Genomic DNA, 21,101 nt, shown 5'->3' on the forward strand with positions numbered 1-21,101 from the left:
TCTATTAATCTAGCTAACTACATTTTCTCTCTCCTAAGCTAAACTATTTTTTGTTTATATAGTTAGATAGGACATGATTGTGATTTTTTATCTCACTCTCGATTACAATAGTTTTATTATTATTTTTTAATAGTATCCTCCTTTTTATAATTTCGAATTTTCTGATTTCAACTATAATTTTACAATAATCGAAATTAATGTCAATGCAAAAAATAGAAATAAAGCTACTTATTGTAGAAAATTTATTATATTTACAAAAACTTTATATTATACCGATAATAGATTCATTAAATAGCAGAATATTAAAAAATATGAAATTTAGATGTTGTAATGTGCAATTGGTTAGTGCAATTATCATTTCTAATTTGTATGTAATGATTCTTCATTTTCCTTTCCATTTATAACGTTTGAGGGCTTATTAATTAAATAAATACTAAATATAATCAATACCATTCCTATAAATAAAGTTATTGTAAATGGTTCATTTAAGAAAATTGTGCCGATTAATACAGCTATCAAAGGAACAAGAAATGTAAATGAGCTTACTTTCCCCGCCTCGCCTTTGCCGATTAATTGATAATACAAAATAAAAGCTAATGCTACACCAAAAATCGCACCATAAACTAAGCAAACAATAAAGGAAACGTTCCATTCAATTGTACGTATATCCTCCACTCCCAAGCCATAAAAAAACATACAAAGGCCACCAATTACATTATGTAAAGCAACCAACCATAGTGCATGCACGACATTACTTTTTACTTTTACATAGATTGTACCAATCGCCCAACCGATCGCCGTTATTAGTGCAAGCACAAATCCAATAGGTGCAATCTTACCGCTAATTCCATCTAAACTAACGATTACAACACCTAAAAATCCTAGAAGTACTCCGATAAGTTTGATTCTAGTAAGTGGTTCTTGCAATATTGCCCAAGCAAGTATCACGACAAGTACTGGTTGTAAATATACAATGACCGAATATAAACCCGCTGGTAAATATTGCAGACCAATCGATTGAACTCCATAGAAAAGAATGACATTAAATATACTTGAGATTACATAGACGGACCAATTTTCTTTCCAATTAATTAGTTTCCATTGAGGGATTAAGATTATAGAAAAGAAAAGTCCTGCAATAATTGAACGGATTCCTGAAAATAATACTGGTGGTGAAAACTGTAAAGCATACTTATAAATAGGCCAAACAGATCCCCAAATACAGACAATCGACACTAGACTAATAATGGTTTTAATATTGCTATTTTTCACGTTAATTTATCCCTTCATCAAAGTAATACTTAACAATCCCCAAAAATTAGAAGATATTAACATTTAAAAAAGCTTCAAAACCTTATCATTAAGGAGTTGAAACTTTTTTGTTAAGCTCAAATCTCATTTGAACTAAAAGTACGTCCAGAAGGGTATCAACAAGTGAACAAAACTATCTATTAAATTAGTGCAAAGTTAGTAGTATTAAATTTAGCTTCTGTTTTCTCTTTTAATTCTTCTAGAGTTACACCATCAGCGAGTTCAATTAATTCCATTCCGTTTGGGGTAAAGTCGAATACAGCTAAATCCGTGATTAACCGATCTACCACACCCTTACCAGTTAAAGGTAATGAGCAACTACTTTTCACTTTAGACTCACCGTATTTGTTTACATGTTCCATAATAACAACAACACGTTTAGCACCTACAACAAGGTCCATTGCTCCACCCATACCTTTAATCATCTTGCCGGGTATTACCCAATTCGCTAAATCACCATTTTCTGAAACTTCCATCCCGCCTAAAATGGCAACATCAATATGTCCACCACGTATCATAGCGAAGGATTCAGCACTATCAAAAAATGATGCACCAGGATTTGCAGTTACAGTTTCTTTACCAGCATTAATTAGATCAGCATCAATTTCAGCTTCTGTTGGATATGGTCCTATACCTAGTAAACCATTTTCTGACTGTAACATAACATTGATATCAGGTGAAATTGCATTAGCAACTAAGGTAGGTAAACCTATACCTAAATTCACATACATACCATCTTTTATTTCTTGTACTGCTCTTTGAACAATTGTGTCTCTACTGTTCATACAATTGACGCCTCCCTTACTGTACGACGTTCAATAGTTTTTTCATAATTATCTCCAAGTAAAATATGCTGAACATATACACCTGGAGTATGGATTTCATCTGGATCTAGTTCTCCAACTTCAACAAGTTCTTCAACTTCTACAAAGGTAATCTTCCCAGCAGTTGCAGCTAATGGATTAAAGTTTCTAGCAGTTTTACGATAAACTAGATTTCCAGACTTATCGCCCTTCCATGCTTTTACAAAGGCAAAATCTGCTACAATGGCTTTTTCTAAAATGTACTCTTTTCCATCAAACACTTTAGAATCCTTGCCATCCGCGATTACAGTTCCCACTCCAGTAGCTGTATAAAAGGCTGGGATGCCAGCACCACCTGCACGAAGTCGCTCTGCTAATGTACCTTGCGGACAAAGTTCTACCTCTAAATCGCCGTTTAATAATTGTTGTTCAAACGTTTTATTTTCACCCACGTAAGAAGCAATCATTTTTTTTACTTGTTTGTTTTCCAATAATACGCCTAAACCATGATGATCCGTTCCACAGTTATTACTAATAATTGTTAAATTTTTTACACCTGTTTCTTTAAGTGCATAAATGAGTTTTTCTGGAATTCCCGATAAACCAAATCCACCAACAGCTATTGATGCTCCATCTGGAATTTGTCGAACGGCTTCTTCAAAAGAATCTAATACTTTACCAATCATATAATTCCACCTCACTTTTTATTCATTATAACAATTTTCATAAAATAACAAAAATTCATAATAATTATATGGTTTATTCTAAAATGGAATAAATTACACAGACTATTGCTAATTAATACACTCTAACAAGAATTTTTGCACAGCATAGGGAATATAGGCATTGCGTTTGGTAATGACCCCCACTTTCCATTCCATTCGTTCAGACAACTTAACTATTTTTATTTTAGGATTAGATTGTTTAGTATAAATAGCACGTGGTAATAAAGTGACCCCAAGATTCGCAGCGACTAATTCAATAATTACATCCCATTGAGAACTTTCAAATGCTATAAAAGGATTAAAACCAGCTGTATTACAAGCATCAATCACACGATCATGAAGCGTAAAATCTCTGTTAAATAAAATAAATGACTCCTCTTTTAACTCTTCAATTGAAATAATCTCCCTATCTGCAAAAAAGTGGTCATCACTAACAAATAATACAAACTCATCTTCGATAAATACTTTCGTATCAAATTTTTGTTCATCTATTGGCAATACTACAAAACCAACATGTACTATGCCTTCTTCTACAAGTTCTCCTATTCTTTTTGCTCCCAGCTCAGTTAATTGTAAAGTAACATTTGGATAAACAGTATTAAACTTTGAAGCTATTTTTGAAAAAAAAAGTGTACCTATTAAAGGTGGTATACCAACTTTCACCTCTCCAAATTCTACTTTTTTTAAATCACTCAATAATACCTCAAGCTCATCTACTAGCTGAAAAATCTTCATGCTTTGTGAATACACAATACTCCCTGCATCGGTTAAAGCTAGGGATTTTGTTGAGCGCTCTAACAATTTTACTTGCAGTTCCTTTTCTAATGATTTTAGGCTCTTACTCAATGTTGGTTGTGATACATACATTTCTTCAGCAGCCTTTGTAAAACTACCCTGTTGTACTACTTTTAGAAATACGTATAAATCTTTAAGTTCCATAGAAATCTCCTATTCACTTTTATAGATTCTAAAAAAAGCGAGTAAAACATTATCTTAAATGCTTACTCACTTTTAGACTTACTATTTAATAGACCATATTCAAACCTATTTTAACATAAATACTAATCTCTTTAATTGTATTTATCTGAATTTTTAGTTACTGATAATCAATTGATAAACTAGATCATTCCAGAAAGTTAATTTTCTTTAAATTATATTCACAAGCTTTTAAGAAATATTGTAACTTTTATGTTAAAATACGACATGTATTTACAGAAAGGTTAAATCTAAAATGAAGATAATAAAAAAGCAGAAAAAGATATACACTGAATATTTTACGATTATCATTGGATCAGTATTAGTTGGATTAGCCTATAATATGTTTTTTTTACCGGCTAAATTGGCAGCGGGTGGGGTATCTGGTATAAGTACAATTCTTTACGAAATGTATCTGTTTAATCCCGCTTATGTACAATGGTTGATTAATATTCCATTATTTTTTATCGGTCTTATTCTTCTAGGAAAAGACTTTAGCTTAAAGACATTAGTTGGGACTTTTTTCGTCCCTTTTACGATTTGGATTAGTGCTGATATTCCCTTTAAAATCGATAATCCTTTGCTAGCCGCAATCTATGGGGGGATTCTCTTAGGGGTAGGTCTTGGTATTGTTTATCGTGGAAACGGATCTACAGGTGGGTTAGCAACAGTTGCTCAAATCCTAAAAAAATATACGGGGTTCTCAAGTGGGTATTCCCAGTTAATCGTCGATGGTGTTGTTGTTATTAGTTCTGCTCTAGTATTTAACTTGGAGTTAGCTTTATATGCAATGATTGCCATATATGTGACAAGCAAGGTAATTGACTTTGTCCAACTGCAAACTTCGCCATCAAAACTCGTCCTAATTATTACTGAACAGGAAGAACAAATACAAGCCATTATTAATGAGGAAATTGATCGAGGTTTAACTAAAGTACGTTCTATAGGTGGATATTCGAACAAAGAGAAAACAATGATTTTATGCGTAGTCGAACAGCAAGAAGCGATCTATTTGAAAAAAGTATTGAATGAACAAGAACCGAATTCCTTTGTCGTATTCCTTAATGCTTCTGAAATACTTGGTCGTGGCTTCTCTGTACCAAAGTATTATGAATAGTTTTTTGACGAATTACCCTTCGTGAGCTAGTAGAGTCAATTTACTTACATTACACAATCTACGGTATTGCTCTACGCACAAATAAAAATGGAATACACGCTACTAGCTGTATTCCATTTTTTATATTATTTAGTTTGGACTTACTAGAATTTTCCCTAGGTTTTTGTCTATTAATATTGAAAGGGTTCAAGCCCATTTCTATTTTAATCTGTAGCTTTTTTCTATAGCACGTGCCAAGAAGACTGCGAATTCTTCTCTTTTAATAGTAGATTTCGGATTAAACGTGGTAGCTGTTGCACCACTTGTAATACCTGCTGCATACAGACGAGCTACTGAGTCGGCGAACCACTGGTCTTTTATATCAGTAAATGGATGGCTACTAGATGGTGCTGGAAAATTATAAATTCTTTGTAAAACTGCTGCCATTTCACTTCTTGTCAGTATTTTATCAGGTTCAAATGTGCTAGCACTATAACCCATAAATAACCCTTCGTCAACCGATGCAGCAATTGCATCATAATATTTATGATCCTTTGGAACGTCCTTAAATCCAGGATCAGGTCGGTTGGCAAGTGAAACATTTTGCGCACGGTTGATCAATAATACGGCTTGCCAACGAGTTAAACCTTGACCTATCCCAAAGTTGTCTACTGAAACTCCTTTTATAATGTCTTTTTCAGCTAAATAATAAATTTCCTCTTTAGCCCAATGATTGGTAGGTACATCTTTAAAAGTGATAGTCGGAGTTGGTGTTGGTACTGTTGAAGTAGAGTAGTCTAAATAGCTAGACGCTACATATCCCACTGTCCCGTTACTTGTTTTCACAGGATACCAAACAAAATGGTTTTTATTCGTAGCTCCTTCGTCATATTCAAATGGACCTGTTATCGTTACAATTTCGCTTTCACTCAAAGTACCTTTAATGGTACTAGTTGAAGTAGTAGGACGTGGTCTAATTTTCACATTATTAGCAGTTACTTTAACCTGTTGATTTGTATTAAATTGATGCTTGGATTTTGTAAATGGTGCATCAAAGTCATAATTCAAAGTAACAAATTTAATATTTTCACTACTGCTAGATTCATACTGGAAATTTTCCCGTGAAAAAGGCAGCTCTGCTAAATCTATTAATCCGAAATTCTCAATGATTCGGAAAATCTTTTCTTGATACGCACTTGTATTTCTTTCACCAGTTGCTTGGACAATTGGACTATTTACCGGCTTAGTACCGTTATAAGCCATGACAGCAAAGTACCAATTTTCCAATACATCCCTGTCTCCATCATTTATACGAGGTAAATCCTTTCGGTCAAACATACGAGCAAGAATTTCTACCCCCGCCTGTATATTATAGACAATATCATTTTTTAGGCGATCTTCATCATAGCCAGCCTGATTGGTAATCTGCATAATCCCGATTCCGTTGTCGGCTGTTACAATCACTTCACCGTTTTTATCGAAATGTCGCCAACCACCGCTTTCACCTTCAGCTATTGCCTTCACTATTTCAGGAGGAACATCATAGTGTAGCGCAGTTTCAGTTAACAAACAGTTCATCATAGAAAAATCTGGGTTTATCTTCGCTACCGAATCATACTCACATGTGTTGGTAATATCATTAGCAAATACATTGTTTTCTACATTAATCGATAAAGAAAAGGCGCCAATGGCCATAACACTAATCAAAGGTTTCAACATTTTTTTCATATTTGACTATAACACTACCTTTCATATTATCTTAAATTAAGAGCCTTTAAATTAATGGTAACATAAACCCAAAAGTTGGGACAGAGGAATATATAATGTTTCATTAGGGAGTTGGTTGGGATAATGGACATAAAAAAACCTTCCATTTCAATTGAATTGGAAGATAATTTATTGAAGATTTTATAAAAAAGGGTACTACTAACCCAGTACAAAGATCAAATGCTTTTTACTCCAATTTCTCAATATATCCATGTTTTAAACAAACTGAAACCTGAAATTTTTTAATTTCACTTTCGAAACGTATTTCTAGTACTTCAGAATTACAACTAATTATTTCACCTTGTCCAAATAATATATGCTTTACAAACATCCCTACTTTTAGCAAAGTTCTGTCTTGAATAGTATTTGAGTTAAAGATGAATTTATTTTTAGGTTCCTGTTTTGAAAAGACTTTTTTAGGTTTCGGTTGAGGCGCTTCAACTGGAGTGACTAAATTTTGAACTTGTTTAAAAAACTCTGATAGTTTTACTTTTTTATCAAATCTTTTAAAATAAGTAACTAACTCTAAGTTTAATTTTGCCCTAGTCATACCTACATAAAATAATCTTACTTCTTCTTCCATTTCTTCTTCTAAATTTAGCAGTTCTTCCTCAAGGATTTTACTTTTTTCATCTGATTTTTCACTCTTTGATGTAGATGGAATGATTCCTTCTATTAAATCAATCATAAAAACCGTCTCAAATTCCAAACCTTTTGAACTGTGGAGTGTTGAAAATGTAACTGCATTTTCACCCTTATTAAATTTGGATGATTTCATTAGGGAATCCAGATACTTAATACGGTTAGCAAATTCAATCATCGTGTTTGTAGATTCGGAAATTATTTCGAGAGTATTTACTATTTCAAGAGCATACTCGAGGTTATATCCCTTACTTTTACAAATAAATTCAAGTGAACTTTCATAGCCTAACTCATTTCTAATAATTTGCATTACACTTTTTGGGGAGGCTGTTTTAATTTTATTATACGAATCCTTAAATTTTTTTACTTTTTCAATTTGATAATCTTCTAATTTTACAAGAGAGAGTAAGTTATCAAAAACAGATTCTTTAGTAAGAGGTTGATTGGTATAAAACTTTTTCAATTCCTCGAATTGGGATTTTTTTATATAAGCATTAAATTTTGAGTAGATTGTTTCAAATACATCTATACGGCTAAAATCATAAGAAAGCCGCATAAAATTGAGAATATCTTGAACTACCCAATGAGTGAAAAAGCGATTGTCTGAATCTTTCATGTAAAATGGGATATTCGCCTTGTCGAAAGAATCTATTAATAGGATTGCCGATGAATTATTTCTATATAATATTGCTACTTCAGCTAAATCTTCTAATTTTAAGATTTGATTTACTAAGTAAACTGATTGAGTTTTATATTCTGTTAAAGCCTTAAACTTAATCGGTTTATATTGTGGGTTACTAGTAAACATATTTTTCTCATACCGCTTCTTGTTTTGCTTAATAAACACATTTGCAATATCAACTATATCTTTCGAGGATCTGTAGTTTTGAAGCATCATTAAAATTTTCGCATCTGGATATATACTTCTAAAATCCAACAAATACTGAGGTTCAGCTCCGCGCCAACTATAAATGGATTGGTCCTCATCTGCAACTACACATAAGTTTTTATGCTTATCGACTAGTTTTTGAATAATCGAATGTTGTACAAATGAAGTATCCTGGCTTTCATCCGTTAGAACATAATCAAACAATGTTTGATATCTAAATAAAATGGCATTATCTTTTTCTAATACCTCATTAGCAATCGTAAGCATGTCATCATAATCAAGTAGAAGTTTGCCAGTCCCGTATTTCTTATAGTTTTCATATTCTTTCACAATCAGTTCTTTTTTAGGTACGTTTATTGGAACTAGTGCCCATTTAGATTCAGGTAATAACTTATTCTTTATAAAGCTAATAAAAGTAATCAGTTCTTCCAATTGATCTTCTGTTGCTGGTTCGCCATTTAACGATTTATATATATTTCTAATAATCTGTTTCTTATTTAGCTGTCGTTGTTGAATATGATTATTTTGGCTGGTGAAGTTATTATTTCCTTCTATCAACTGATACTCAATTCTTTGTTTAGCAAAATATTCACGCACCACTTGAAAAGCCAAGCTATGAATTATTGAAAACTCAACCATAGGAAGATTCGGAAAAAAACGCTTAAATCTCTCTTTCATATCGTTTGCCGATGCCCTGCTAAACGTAACTGCTTTTATCCTTGATGGAACAACACCGATTACCTCTATTAAATAACCTATTTTCATAATTAGTGTAGTTGTTTTACCAGAACCAGGCGAAGCTAATAAGAGCAGTGGGCCATTATTAGTTATCACCGCTTCTTGCTGAATATTATTTAGCGATACGCCCAATTCCCTTTTCTTATTATCAAAAAAATCATTACTTGAAACCATAAGCGACCCCTTTGGATAGAAAAATATATAAATATTATCTGCAATTTATTATTAATACTATCTTATCACAGTAAATGTAAGTGAAATCCAATAAACAACTTGAGATGAACTACAATCCTTTTATAGCTTATATATAGATTCAATTATTCTATTAATAGTATTGAGTGCATAATATATTTTGACAGCCTAGTATACGCTTTTAAGTTTAAGAGTTTATAGACTCGTAATGACTAAATGGGGAGGTATTTTTGTGGGGAGATTAGAAAACAAAGTAGCGATTATTACAGGGGCAGCCGGTGGACAAGGGGCTGCAGAAGCAAGATTGTTTGCAAGTGAAGGAGCATACGTTGTTGCAACAGATATGCAAGAGGAATTACTTTCAAAAACAGTTGAAGAAATTAACAAAGAATATAGTGGTAAAGTAATAGGATTAAAACATGACGTATCCAAAGAAGATGATTGGAACACAGTTATTGAAGAGACGATCAAACATTTCAAAACAGTAGATATTTTAGTTAATAATGCAGGGATTCCAGGAAAGATATCTGCAAGTGCTGAGGATTATGAAAAGAGCGATTGGGCAAAAGTTTTAGATGTAAACGTAACAGGAAATTTTTTAGGTATTAAAGCAGTGGCTCCAATTATGAGAAGTAAAGGATCGGGTTCGATTATTAATATTTCATCTATCGCAGCAATTGTAGGAGAACAAGGAGGATTACCTTACCAAGCTTCTAAAGGTGCAACCCGTGTATTAACAAAAGCTGCAGCCCTTGATCTAGCAAAGGATGGAATTCGCGTAAATTCAATACATCCTGGTCTTATAAAGACACCAATGTCCGATGCAGCACTAAATGACGAAACAAGAGAGCACATGATATCTACAATACCATTAGGCTTTATTGGAGAACCAGATGATATCGCATACCCTGTCTTGTTTTTAGCATCTGATGAATCTCGTTTTATGACAGGTTCAGAAGTCGTTGTTGACGGTGGTACTATCGCACGATAAAAACAACCAATGACCTCATATATTCAATTAGCGTGAAAACAATTTAATGTATATAGGATAATTTGAATGAAAAAAGAGTTCAGCTATATTTAGCTAGAACTCTTTTTTATTGTAAAAATGAAGATTACTTGCTGCTATCGAAATTAACATAGTTATGCAACTCTAATAAATTCCTGAATAACAGCAACCTGGAATTTGTGAGTTGAAATTATTGTAAATCACTGCATTTGTACAAAGGAAAATCTTCTTTTTAAGAATGCCAGTTCTTTAAAAAATCTAAAAATAAATTTACATGTCGAAGATTTTGAACATATTTGTTGTAGTATAAATTTGTTTCACGAAAATATTCTTCATCACCAAACTCATTAAGCGAAATTTTATATAAATCTTCTCCTTCAATACTTATCTCTGATAATACGGCGATTCCCATCCCGTACTTGACCATTTCTTTGCACGTTGCTGCTTGGTCGGTTTCAATAGATGGTTTAATAGGCTGTGTAAAATTCACGCGCCACCATTTATCGATCATTTGACTTAATGATAAATCAGTTTTATATGTAATGAATTGTAAATTTGGAATGTCTTCCTTTGTGAATGGAGTTTTGGATACAACATATAGTTCTTCCTTGTTTAGTAGATGTTGCTCAGTGTTAATTGTATAATTCCCTCGAATAATTGCTACATGAATTTGCTCTTGAGTAAGTGCCTCTTTAATATCACTACTCCAACCGGTTTTCAAATGAATATCAATAAGTGGGTACTTATTTTTAAATGCATTCAATAATTTTGGAAGTTTATATAAGGAAAAGAGTCCTGAAGCACCTATTTTAATCATCCCTCTTACTTCTGCAGAAGCATTTGCAAGTTGCTCAATAAATAATTCTTCATTCTTAATAATTGTTAATGCATGTTCATGTAAAAGTCTCCCTTCCTCTGTAAATTCAATCCCCTTTGAGCCTCGAACTATAAGTGACACTTTATACTTTTTCTCTAATTGCTTAATACGATATGTTAAAGCTGGCTGTGAAATATAAAGGTTTGCTGCTGTATGTGTAATATTTCCTGTTTTATATAAATCAATCAATAATAGAGAATCATATAAATTCATTGATTTCACCCCGAAATAAAAAAGTTTTATAGTAATATTCAAAAAATAACTATTTTATTTATCTGAAAGTATCATGTATTCTGAATCAAGACAAGAGAGTCTTCCATTTTGTTGAAGAAAATTGAAGCTTATGTATTGGGTTAATTTCTCTAGATGTAATGGAGAGATGACTCTTGGGGAGGACCAGTTGAACGTACAATCGTTTCAATAGGTTCCGATTTTTTGGAGTTTTTGCATCACTAATCTCAACAGTGACTGTCGGTACTTTTTGGGTATTGTTATTGCATTTGTTTTAGGTAAAAGTGAACAGAACGAATCAGGATTCATTTTACTAATCACAAAATACCTACTTTATTAGGACGATTAGTATTTGAATTGAAAGGGTGAGCAATTTGCATGTAGTTTTCCCTATTATAACAGTATTTTTAGTAGCTCTTTTAGGTGTTAGTATATTTAGTCTCCTCTCCTTTCCGATGCCATGGATGCTAGGATCCCTATTTGGTGTCCTTTTATCTCAGTTTCTGCTTAAAGTTCCATATCAGTGGCCAGTTTCGTTTAGAAATATTGGACTAGCCATTGTTGGCACTGCGATTGGACAACTTTTTACTTTAGAACTTTTATTATTGATAAGACATTCACTTATTTTTATTCTCATATTAAATATATTTCTTTGCATATTTAGCATTTTTTTAGCATTTATCATCCATCGTGTCACAAAGATCTCATTGCCTACTGCAATTACAGCTAGTATCCCAGGTGGAATCTCCCAGTTAGTAGTGTTTGCGGAAGAACAAAAAAATTTGGATGTAACTGTCATAACATTCTTTCATATCGTCCGTGTCATTTCTGTTGTCGGTTTTATTCCTTTTATTGTCTCAATAACGAATCAGACTAACACAGCGGTTACTATTGAAACTCCAGATTATTTGTATAACCTGTTTATTATTTTTCTTGGCTTTTTAGTTATACCTATCGGGAAGAAACTTCGACTTCCCGTACCATATTTTTTAACGCCTGTTATTTTAGGACTATTACTTAGTTTTACTCCTCTGGAACCAGTGGCAATGAATGATTCATTTTTACATATTGCTCAGCTAACGATTGGTGCTTACATTGGATTAATGTTAAAATCACAATCTTTACATTTAAAGAAATCAATTTTAATAAGCGGCGTACTGAGTGCCCTATTATTAATAACACTGACATTTGGAATTGCAGAGATTATGGTTTGTTTATATGATATGGATTTTAAAACGAGTTTTCTAAGTACAGCCCCTGGTGGCATGGATCAGATGGGATTAATTGCAACTGCTGTTCATGCAGATGCTACCCAAGTAACAGTATTCCAATTGTTTAGAATGCTTTTTATTTATGTTGTAATTTTACCGATTTTGAAATGGTATTTCACTAAGGAATAGAAAAATTTTATGGTCAACATAAAAAAGTTGTATTTAATTTATTACAATATATAAACTATGATAATTTTAATAACCAAGCAAAGGGGAAATATACATTGTCAAACTATGATGTAATCGTTGTTGGTGCTGGTAATGCAGCTTTATGTGCAGCCATTTCTGCAAAAGAACAGGGGAGCCGTGTATTAGTATTAGAAAAAGGTCCAATTGAAAAACGTGGAGGTAACTCATTCTTCACAGACGGCGCTATCCGTGTAGCCTATAACAATTTTAATGCTATAACAAATCTTATTGATTTAGATGAAGAAACGTATAAAAAAATTGATATGCCCGAATATTCAGCGCAAGACTTTTACGATGATATCATGCGTGTTTCACAAAACCAAAGTAAACCAGAACTAATTAACCAACTTGTAACACAATCACTTCATACGATTGAGTGGATGAAATCCCATGGTGTTGAATTCGAATTAAACTATGCTAACCAATCATTTGAAAAAGAAGGTAGAATTCAATTTTGGGGTGGCCTGCCAATTAAAACAGTTGAAAAAGGGATTGGTTTAATGCGTAGCTTATTCAACCGCTGTGAAGAATTAGGAATTGATGTTTGGTATGAATCTGCAGCTACGAAAATAATGACAGAAAATAACGAAGTAACAGGGTTAGAAGTAAAGACAAAAGAAGGTACACAAAAGATACCTTGCCAAAGTGTTGTGCTTGCTTGTGGTAGTTTCGAAGCTGACAAGAAAAAACGTGCAGAAGCACTAGGTGAGGAATGGAATGCAGCACTTGTACGTGGAACAGAGTTTAACACTGGTGATGGTATTGATATGGCTGTTGAAGTTGGTGCACAAAAGTTTGGTCAATACGATGGCTGTCATGCAATTGGTACAGATGCAAACGCACCAAGAGTTGGTGATTTCCAAAAACCTGGAGACATTTTCAAGAAGCACTCATATCCGTACAGCGTTATGGTTAACGTAGATGGTAACCGCTTCGTTGATGAAGGTGCAGATTTCCGTAATTACACATACGCAAAATATGGTAAAGAGGTATTAAAACAACCAAAAAATATTGCATACCAAATTTATGATGCAAAAGTTCGACCAATATTACGTGAAGAATATAATTTAGAAGAAGCAACATTTTTTGAAGCGCCAACTATAGAAGAACTAGCTGTAAAAATTGATATTAATAAAGAACAATTTTTACAAACCATAAAGGAATTTAACGAAGCTGTACAAGAAGGTGTGTTCAATCCTTCTGATAAAGACGGCAAAGGAACGAAAGGTATTACACCGCCAAAATCAAACTGGGCACAAACAATTAGTGAAGGTCCGTTTTATGCATTCCCAGTAACATGTGGTATTACGTTCTCGTTTGGTGGTTTAGCTACTACACCAGATGGAGAAGTCCTTCGTGAAAATGGGGAAAAAATTGAAGGTCTTTTCGCTGCTGGTGAAATGATTGGTGGTATTTTCTATGAAAACTACCCAGGTGGATCTGGTTTAATGTCGGGATCTGTATTTGGAAAATTAGCTGGTAAATCAGCTGCAACACATGCCCAAGCGGTAAAATAATTAAATCTTAAATACAAAAAAGTATTAACTTTGTTATTAAATAAAACGACCTTCCAAAATTGGATTGGTCGTTTATTTTTTCAAAAATAGTATTTCGAGCTTTTTCAATTCTTGAAATAATCGTTATTTGACTAACACGGTCAAAATGTAACTCTTGAATCTGCAACAAATAATCACTAAAAAACCTTCTGTCTTAAGTGCCATGCTTCTTAAATTATACAGAAGGCTATAGATGATTAATTTAAATAGGTAGAATATTGATAGTATTCATACTACTCTATTGACCAAAAGTAAATACAGAAATACTATATTATAGTATCTAGTAGATTAATGTAAAAATCCACACTATAAATCGAAAGGAGATTACGAATGAATATAAAGGACTGTACTCTTTTAGTAACACTATTTAATGAAAAAAGCTTAACTAAAGTTGCAGATAAACTTTTTATCTCTCAGCCGGCAATTTCTTATAGACTTCGCCAAATTGAGGAACAATTTGATGTTAAAATTGTAGGTAGAAACAACAAGGGTGTTATTTTCACTCCTGAAGGTGAGCATATTGTGAAGTTTGCCCAGCGAGTGCTTAACGATTATTCTACGACTCGAGACTATGTTCTAAATTTGAGTAATGAAATTCGCGGTGTTCTACGACTCGCAGTAACTAGTAATTTTGCTCATTACGTAATGCCCAAAATATTACAACGGTTCTCAGAAATCTATCCACTTGTACAAATAAAACTTGAAACTGGCACTAGTATAAATGCGCTTAAAATCTTAAATGATGACGAAGTCCATATTTCCATACTTAGAGGTGAACATTCCTGGTTTGAGGGAAAAAGTTTAATACAGCGAGAACGGTTACATTTAATTTCCTCCACTCCTATAGACTTTGAAAGTTTACCTCATCAACCTAGAATATATTACAGAACGGATCCATTACTCAGTCAACTTATTGAGAACTGGTGGACAGAAAACTACGAAGTACCATCAAATATTGTCGTTGAAGCAAATAAAGTTGAGGCATGTAGAGAATTAGCTAGAACCGGAATGGGCTATACAATCATTCCAGAAATTTCACTAAATCATACCCATTTTAAAGAAATGTATATATATCCACTTAAAAATGCATCTAATGAATTGATTTTAAGAAATACGTGGCTCTTTTATAAGAATAAGTCTCGAGGTCTTACTGTGGTTGATGCATTTATAAAATTTATTGAAAATGAGATTTCTATTGGGCAACTGACAAAATCGTATGATTTGAATGAAAATGAAAATTTGTAGTATTAATTTACAACTGATTCTTTTACCAAGATTCCTTTACTGTTTACTATTGGATAATGGCAGGAAACTGAATGACCTTTTTCAAATTCTAGTAATTTTGGAGTCTCATTTTTGCATAATTGTGTTGCATATTGACAACGTGTATGGAAGCTGCACCCACTCGGTGGATTTACTGCGCTAGGCAAATCGCCTTCCAATACGTTTCGATTTCCCCTTTTTCTAAGAGTTGGATCTGGAATTGGAATAGCGGCTAGAAGACCTTCAGTATAGGGGTGGAGCGGTCGGCTAAAAATCTGCTCCTTTGTTGCAATTTCAACAATTTTTCCAAGGTACATGACAGCAATACGATCACTTACATGTTTAACTGCAGGTAGTCCATGCGCAATGAAAATATAAGTCAAATTGTATTCCTTTTGTAGTCTGGCGAGCAAATTTAAAATTTGAGATTGAACCGACACGTCCAATGCTGAAACTGGTTCATCACATATTATCAGTTTCGGATTTAATGCAAGCGCTCTTGCAATTCCAATTCTTTGTCTTTGGCCACCACTAAATTCATGTGGATAGCGATTCAACTGATCCTTTCTCAACCCAACCGTTTCTATTAATTCTTGAACTTTTTCCTTTAATTCTTCTCCTTTAAATAAATTATGTGATATTAACGGTTCTGCAATAATATCAAATACTTTTAATCGGGGATTGAGTGAAGAATAGGGATCTTGAAATATCATTTGAATATGTTGACGTTCTTCACGTAACTCTTCTTTCGATATTTTACTTAGGTTCTTTCCGTTGAAAAGAATTGAACCTTCCGTGGGCTCTAATATATTCATTATTAAGTTTCCTGTTGTCGATTTACCACAACCTGATTCCCCTACAATTCCTAAAGTCTCCCCTTTTTCCAAATGAAAACTTACTCCGTCAACAGCCTTCAAATATTCTTTCTTCCTATTAAACCAGCCCGAATCCAAAATGAAATATTTTTTTAAGTCGGTTACTTCCAACAATACATCACGCTCAGTTTCAATGCTTTGCTTTCTTTCTTTACTTGGCATATTCACTTTGCTTCACCACCTCTTCATTTTGTAACCAACATCGGACAATATGATTTTCGTCCCCTAGCAATTCAGGCGCATTATCGTTACAATGATTCAATCTCATTGAACAACGTGAATAAAAGCGACAACCCTTAGGCCAATTTGAAGCACTTGGCACCGATCCAGGAATTGATTTCAGTTCATCTTCTAATTCATGAACTTTAGGAGTACTCTCTAACAATCCCTTTGTATAGGGATGTTTAGGGTTCTTAAAGAGGGTAAAAACATCGGATTCCTCGACTACTTGTCCTGCATACATAACAATAACTTTATCTGCCATTTCAGCAACTACACCCAAATCATGGGTAATTAATATAATTGATGTTCCAAACTCTTTTTTTAAGTCCAACATCAAAGTTAGGATTTGTGCTTGTATACTTACATCTAGGGCCGTTGTTGGTTCATCCGCAATGAGAATTTTGGGATTGCATGATAATGCCATAGCAATCATTACTCGTTGCCTCATACCTCCGCTTAGTGAATGAGGATATGAATTAAATATTTGTTCTGCACGCCCGATACCTACCTTTTTCAAGAGTTCTATACTTTTCTTCTTCGCTTCTTTTTTGTCCACGTCTTGATGCAATAAAATAGTTTCCGCAATTTGATCTCCTACTTTAAACACTGGATTTAACGAAGTTAGAGGTTCTTGAAAAATCATTGATATATCATTTCCTCTAACATCGCGCATTTGGCTCTCTTTTATCTTCGTCAAATCTTTATTTTCAAATATAATCGAGCCTTCTTCTATTTTTCCAGGGGCTTTAATAAGTCTCAATATTGAAAAAGAGGTTACGCTTTTCCCGCAACCCGATTCCCCAACAATTGCCACCGTCTCGCCTTTATTTACATTAAAAGAAACCCCATCGACTGCCTTTACTACTCCATCTTCAGTGTGAAAAAAAGTTTTCAAATCCTTTACTTCTAAAGCAACGTTCTCCATAGTCATCATCTTTCCCCCTTACTTTGTTAACCGCGGATCCAATACATCGCGTAGCCAGTCCCCTAAAAAAATTATCCCAAGAACGGTTATAGTAATTGCAATTCCAGGAAATGTAGAAATCCACCAAGCAGTAGCTAGAAAATTCCTTCCGCCTTCTAAAATCCCTCCCCAGGAAATCATCGGAGGCTGTATTCCAAGACCAAGATAACTCAATGAAGCTTCTAGCAAAATAGCAGTTGCGATACTTAATGTAGAAACTACTATAAAGGAGGAAATAACATTTGGTAAAATATGTTTAAAAACAATTGTGCGGTCTTTAGTCCCCAATGTTCTTGAAGCTTTTACAAAATCTCTTTCTTTTATAGATAAAACTTCACCTCTAACTAAACGGGCATATGTAACCCACTGGGTTGCACCGATTACGAGAATAAGTGTAAGCAAACCAGGCCCAAACACCCCAAGAACGACTAACATAAACAAAATGTTAGGAATAGCTAGAAAAGAATCTACTAATCTCATAAAGAAATTATCAATAAACCCTCCATAAAATCCTGATACTAAACCAATAATCATTCCAATAAAACCAGCAATAGCTATTGAGCATACGCCGACAATTAAAGAAACTTTAGTACCTATAATTATTCTACTTAGTAAATCACGACCAAGATTGTCTGTTCCAAGAAAGTGTGCAAATTCCCCACCTTCAAGCCAAGCGGGTGGTTTGTTAATGAGCATTGGATTTATCGCATTTGGATCAAAAGGTGCCAATTGTTCGGCGAATATACCGATTATTGTGACAATTAACACAATAACTAATCCTATAAGACCTGTCTTACTTTTAATAAGTAATTTTAACATTCGATTTACTGAGTTCTTTTTATATTCTGGGAGTGAGTCCTCTACTAATTCACTAACTTCAATTTTGTTTATTTGCATAAACATTCTCCCTTCAGTTATATTTTATCCGTGGATCAAAGACTTTGTATAACAGATCGGCAAGTAAATTCAACAGGATTACCATAATTGCTACGACAAAAATTGCTGCTTGTATAATGGCCATGTCTCTTCCGCTAACTGCTTGTACTAGTAGTTGACCTAAACCAGGATAAGCAAAAACGACTTCAGTAACAAGAGCACCACTTACAAGCGTAGATATTTGTAGAAACATAATTGTAATTACAGGAACTAAGGCATTTTTAAAGCCATGTTTTAAAATTAATGAAAGTGGCTTTACTCCCTTACTTATAGCCGTTCGTATATAATCTTGCTGTAAGATCGCCAACATATTGGAGCGGACTAATCTTGTCATTTCTGCAGAAACTGCTGTACCTAATGTAATAGATGGAAGTACTAGATGTGCCCATGTTCCATTTCCTGAGACAGGTAGAATTTTGAAAATGACACCAAAAATCAATATGAGCATAATTCCAAGCCAAAAACTAGGCATCGCTTTACCGAGAATGGAAAAGCCCGTAACAAAAACATCCGTGGCTGAATTACGTCTTATTGCTGAAATGATTCCAGCTGGGATTGCTATTAATACAGCAATAATCATTGATGTAAATGCTAATGTTAGCGTAGAAGGTAATCTTTCAAGAACAATTGGCAAAGCATCCTCACCATATCTAAAGGATTTTCCAAAATCTCCTTGAACTACATTTGATACAAAATAACCAAATTGAACGAGCATTGGTTCATCTAGCTTTAGAGCACTTCGAAGATTTTCAATATCCTCTTGCTTAGCATCTTCTGGAAGCATAAGCGCTACTGGATCCCCCACCCAAAATACAAGAAAAAACACTATGAAAGTTATAAATAGTAAGACAGGGATAATTTCTAACAATCGTTTCCTTAGATACTTTGCCATTTCAGCCCTCCTAAAAGAAAGAGAAGTGAAGAAAAGAAATTATTTTCTTTTCTTCACTTGTCCTTTTTATAAATATTATTTCAACGTAATATTTTCAATTAAAATCATTTCATCGATCCGTGGCTCGTAGTTAATACGATCATTTACACCGGTGAAGCTATAGATTTGGAATAATGGTATAATCGGAACTTCTTCAGCAACAATTTCCTGAACTTTTTGATATTGTTTCTCACGTTCTTCAGTATTTAAGTTCTTATCTGCCGCATCCAATAATGCATCCACTTCAGGATTACTATAATCATTAATAGTGGACGATCTTTCTGAGTGATAGTAGTCCAATGCTTGAGCTGCATCGAATAATGAATTTCCTAAAGCTATGAAATAAGCATCTTTATGCTGTTTTGCAGTTCTTAGGTCAACAAAAGTACCCCACTCCATAAACTCTAATTTTGCAGTTATTCCAACTTGAGCAAGCATGCCTCCAATCATCTCTACAGTTTCCTTATCTTGGAAATACCTTCCACTCGGTGAGTGGATTACAATTTCTACTCCATCTTCATATCCTGCTTCTTTAAGTAGCTCTCTAGCTTTTTCTGGATCGTAATTTGATCTATCAAATAAACTCTCGTTAAAGCCAAAGTTTCCAGGATTTAGCCTTGTTAATGTAGCCTTACCTCCGCCGCCTAAAATGGACTGTATAATAGTATTATCATCAATAGCATAGTCAATTGCTTGGCGAACTCTTACATCAGAAGTTGCATATCCCTCAGTGGCCCTTAGGAAAAGCATCATTGTCCTATTAACAGGTCCTTGGGTTACTGAAGTACCATTGTTGTTGTTAATTCGATCCCAATCTATAGGTGGCACTTCCGTAGCTATATCAATCCCACCCGTTAAAAGTTCACCGACTCGTGTTGAACTTTCGAGAATAGCTCGGAAGACTACTCTATCCCATTCTGTAGTAACACCATTAAAATAATCGTCATTTCTTTCCAATACTACACGGTCATCTTTTTTCCATTCAACAAATTTAAATGGTCCTGTTCCAACAGGATTTTTCAAAAATTCATCAAAACCTTTTTCTTCAATATACTTACTCGGTATCATACCCGATCCCAATCTTGACACACGATTCAATAGTACGGGATCTATTTCATGAGTAATAATCCTAACCGTATATTCATCAATAATTTCAACTTCCTTAATTTGCTTGTAATTAGGATGTTCGCGAAGTGAATCATCTTTTGCTACTCTTTCCAAACTAAACTTAACATCTTCTGAAGTGAATGGATCACCATTATGAAACTTTACATCATCCCGAAGTTTGAACTCCCAGGTTTTATCGTCGATTAGTTCCCAACTCGTTGCCAAATCGGGGGTAATTTCACCGTTGTTATTTTTGACCAAATAATTATACATATTAATATGAATTGTCTCTGTTGCCGTTGTTTGGTGATTATGTGGATCGAATGTTAACATGTCTGTTCCCATTCCAATTGTAATCGTTTTAATTTCATCAGCCTTAGCATCAGCCTGTTTATCACCACTAGTCGATGTAGTCGATGTAGTCGATGTAGTCGATGCGTTCTCCCCTGAACATGCGGAAACAATAAGAATTAATAGTAGTAATAACGGAAATACTCTCACAATTTTCATAAGCCTCATCAAACTTCCCCCT

General features: G+C 33.9%; 17 protein-coding genes. 5 read left to right on the forward strand and 12 right to left on the reverse strand.

Annotated features, from left to right (window positions below):
- Positions 1 to 360 precede the first annotated feature (360 nt).
- The 4 genes from CD29_RS09700 to CD29_RS09715 form a co-directional block, all read right to left on the reverse strand.
- Complete coding sequence (locus CD29_RS09700) at positions 361 to 1,272, reverse strand: DMT family transporter (RefSeq protein ID WP_036185958.1); 912 nt, start codon at positions 1,270 to 1,272, stop codon at positions 361 to 363.
- A 179-nt stretch (positions 1,273 to 1,451) separates the two neighbouring features.
- Complete coding sequence (locus tag CD29_RS09705) at positions 1,452 to 2,096, reverse strand: CoA transferase subunit B (protein ID WP_036185960.1); 645 nt, start codon at positions 2,094 to 2,096, stop codon at positions 1,452 to 1,454.
- Complete coding sequence (locus tag CD29_RS09710) at positions 2,093 to 2,800, reverse strand: CoA transferase subunit A (RefSeq protein WP_081976213.1); 708 nt, start codon at positions 2,798 to 2,800, stop codon at positions 2,093 to 2,095. The genes CD29_RS09705 and CD29_RS09710 overlap by 4 nt, the downstream gene beginning before the upstream one ends.
- Before the next feature lie 108 nt (positions 2,801 to 2,908).
- On the reverse strand, positions 2,909 to 3,778 hold the full coding sequence (locus CD29_RS09715; protein WP_036185962.1) for a LysR family transcriptional regulator: 870 nt from the start codon (positions 3,776 to 3,778) through the stop codon (positions 2,909 to 2,911).
- 292 nt (positions 3,779 to 4,070) lie between these two features.
- Between CD29_RS09715 and CD29_RS09720 the strand changes: the two genes are divergently transcribed.
- A complete protein-coding gene (locus CD29_RS09720) occupies positions 4,071 to 4,931 on the forward strand; it encodes a YitT family protein (protein ID WP_036185964.1) in 861 nt (286 codons plus the stop codon).
- 198 nt (positions 4,932 to 5,129) lie between these two features.
- On the opposite strand, the gene CD29_RS19995 is transcribed toward CD29_RS09720, so the two are convergent.
- Positions 5,130 to 6,638 carry an S-layer homology domain-containing protein gene (locus tag CD29_RS19995; RefSeq protein WP_081976214.1) on the reverse strand — a complete coding sequence of 503 codons (1,509 nt, stop codon included), beginning with the start codon at positions 6,636 to 6,638 and terminating at the stop codon, positions 5,130 to 5,132.
- Positions 6,639 to 6,864: 226 nt separating this feature from the next.
- The gene (locus tag CD29_RS09730; protein ID WP_036185966.1) at positions 6,865 to 9,120 is read right to left on the reverse strand and encodes an ATP-dependent helicase; all 2,256 of its coding nucleotides are present in this window, start codon (positions 9,118 to 9,120) and stop codon (positions 6,865 to 6,867) included.
- Between the two features lie 250 nt (positions 9,121 to 9,370).
- Here CD29_RS09730 and CD29_RS09735 point away from each other — a divergent pair, with 250 nt between their 5' ends.
- The gene (locus CD29_RS09735; protein ID WP_036185968.1) at positions 9,371 to 10,129 is read left to right on the forward strand and encodes a glucose 1-dehydrogenase; all 759 of its coding nucleotides are present in this window, start codon (positions 9,371 to 9,373) and stop codon (positions 10,127 to 10,129) included.
- 250 nt (positions 10,130 to 10,379) lie between these two features.
- Here CD29_RS09735 and CD29_RS09740 read toward each other — a convergent pair whose 3' ends face one another.
- Positions 10,380 to 11,237, reverse strand: coding sequence for a LysR family transcriptional regulator (locus tag CD29_RS09740; RefSeq protein WP_036185971.1), 858 nt, complete (start codon positions 11,235 to 11,237; stop codon positions 10,380 to 10,382).
- Between the two features lie 392 nt (positions 11,238 to 11,629).
- Here CD29_RS09740 and CD29_RS09745 point away from each other — a divergent pair, with 392 nt between their 5' ends.
- The 3 genes from CD29_RS09745 to CD29_RS09755 all read left to right on the forward strand — a co-directional run bounded on the left by CD29_RS09745 (position 11,630) and on the right by CD29_RS09755 (position 15,516).
- Positions 11,630 to 12,655, forward strand: a complete 1,026-nt coding sequence (locus CD29_RS09745; RefSeq protein WP_235801816.1) for an AbrB family transcriptional regulator — start codon at positions 11,630 to 11,632, stop codon at positions 12,653 to 12,655.
- Between the two features lie 95 nt (positions 12,656 to 12,750).
- The gene (gene tcuA, locus CD29_RS09750) at positions 12,751 to 14,232 is read left to right on the forward strand and encodes an FAD-dependent tricarballylate dehydrogenase TcuA (protein ID WP_036185984.1); all 1,482 of its coding nucleotides are present in this window, start codon (positions 12,751 to 12,753) and stop codon (positions 14,230 to 14,232) included.
- Positions 14,233 to 14,601: 369 nt separating this feature from the next.
- Positions 14,602 to 15,516, forward strand: coding sequence for a LysR family transcriptional regulator (locus tag CD29_RS09755; protein WP_052124105.1), 915 nt, complete (start codon positions 14,602 to 14,604; stop codon positions 15,514 to 15,516).
- Between the two features lie 2 nt (positions 15,517 to 15,518).
- Here CD29_RS09755 and CD29_RS09760 read toward each other — a convergent pair whose 3' ends face one another.
- The 5 genes from CD29_RS09760 to CD29_RS09780 form a co-directional block, all read right to left on the reverse strand.
- Positions 15,519 to 16,571, reverse strand: a complete 1,053-nt coding sequence (locus CD29_RS09760; protein WP_036186097.1) for an ABC transporter ATP-binding protein — start codon at positions 16,569 to 16,571, stop codon at positions 15,519 to 15,521.
- Positions 16,561 to 17,556, reverse strand: a complete 996-nt coding sequence (locus CD29_RS09765; protein WP_156111887.1) for an ABC transporter ATP-binding protein — start codon at positions 17,554 to 17,556, stop codon at positions 16,561 to 16,563. Before CD29_RS09765 ends, CD29_RS09760 begins: the two co-directional genes overlap by 11 nt.
- An 18-nt stretch (positions 17,557 to 17,574) precedes the next feature.
- Positions 17,575 to 18,492, reverse strand: coding sequence for an ABC transporter permease (locus CD29_RS09770; protein WP_036185989.1), 918 nt, complete (start codon positions 18,490 to 18,492; stop codon positions 17,575 to 17,577).
- Positions 18,493 to 18,505: 13 nt separating this feature from the next.
- The gene (locus CD29_RS09775) at positions 18,506 to 19,423 is read right to left on the reverse strand and encodes an ABC transporter permease (RefSeq protein ID WP_036185991.1); all 918 of its coding nucleotides are present in this window, start codon (positions 19,421 to 19,423) and stop codon (positions 18,506 to 18,508) included.
- A gap of 75 nt (positions 19,424 to 19,498) precedes the next feature.
- Complete coding sequence (locus CD29_RS09780) at positions 19,499 to 21,088, reverse strand: ABC transporter substrate-binding protein (RefSeq protein WP_235801817.1); 1,590 nt, start codon at positions 21,086 to 21,088, stop codon at positions 19,499 to 19,501.
- Positions 21,089 to 21,101 lie beyond the last annotated feature (13 nt).

The sequence above is a fragment of the Ureibacillus manganicus DSM 26584 genome (genome assembly GCF_000772945.1).
Lineage (GTDB): Bacteria > Bacillota > Bacilli > Bacillales_A > Planococcaceae > Ureibacillus > Ureibacillus manganicus.